Origin of the sequence: Streptomyces sp. TRM64462 (assembly GCF_013362995.1) — a bacterium.
Taxonomy (GTDB): Bacteria; Actinomycetota; Actinomycetes; order Streptomycetales; family Streptomycetaceae; genus Streptomyces.
On the sequence record NZ_JABWDV010000062.1, the window covers coordinates 1 to 1,120 of the forward strand.

The following is a 1,120-nucleotide window of genomic DNA, read 5'->3' on the forward strand; positions in this document are numbered from 1 at the left end:
GAGGCGCCGGGCCCATGCGCCTATGCCCCTGCGGCGCGGCGCGGTGGGTTCGGCCTGGGCCTGGGGCTGGGTCTGGGTCTGGGTCTGGGCGTTGGCCTGGGCCTGCGGCTCGGCCTGCGCTTCTGCCCGCGCCTGCGACTCGGCCTGGGCCTGCGTCGCCGCCTGCGCCTGGGCCCGCGCCTGCGCGTTCGCGTCCGCCGGGATCTGCGTCCCGCGTGCGGGGGTGCCGCCGGGGGCGGTGAGGCCGACTACAGGGGCTCGGTGGTCGCCGGGCTGCGGGGCGCGGTGGCTGTCGTGGGGCGGTGGGCTCTGGACCGGGACCTGGTCGTGCGCGTGGCCGTGACCTCGGGGTGCGGCGCTGTGGCCGTCGCGGGGCGGTGGGCTCTGGCCGTGCCGAGGGCCGTGACCGTCGTGGGACAGGAGTCCGTGGCTGTCGCTGTACGGGGAGCCGATGCCTTGGGGGGCGCCGTGACCGTCGCTGCGCGGCGTCGCTTGGCCGTGGGCCTCGGCTCCCGGCGCTCCGTCGCCGTCGCCTCGCGGGGTCGCGTGGCCGTGGTGCGGCGACGACTCGCGCCCCGTGTCGCCCTGCGGGCTGCCGTGGGCGCTGTCGGCCGCCTGCCCGTGGCCCTGGGGCTGCCGTGCCCCCTGGGCCTGGCCGTACTGGTGCGGCAGCGCGCCGCGCTCAGCCGACCGCGCAGGTTCCGCGCTTCCGCCGCCCTGCTCGGGTCCGCGCCCTTCGGCGCCCGCGCTCGGCCGGTGGCCGGCACCGCGAGCGTCCGCGTGCCCTGGCCCCGCCGCGTGACCGTGGCCTGCGGCCGCCCCATGGCCGGGGGCGGGCCGGTCCTGGTCCAGGCCGTGGGCCTGCCCGCGAACGCGCCCGGTGCTCGCACCTCCGGCCTGCTCCTGGCTTCGCCCGGCGCTCGGGTCCTGGTCCGCGGCGTGGTGGTGCCCGGCGCCTGCTTCCGGGTTCGGCGCATAGTGGTGCCCGTGCCGCTCCGGGGCGGGGCCGCCGCCCTGAGTCTGGCCCCCGCCCTGAGCGCGACCCCCTGCGGAACCCGCACCCGGTACGTCGCCGCTCCCGCCCGCCCGGTCCGGCGCCTCGCCCCGCATCTGACCCGGA

General features: G+C 80.0%; 1 pseudogene. It reads right to left on the minus strand.

The window, feature by feature from the left end:
• A pseudogene (locus HTZ82_RS02900) lies at nt 1–1,120 on the minus strand (hypothetical protein); the annotation flags it as partial.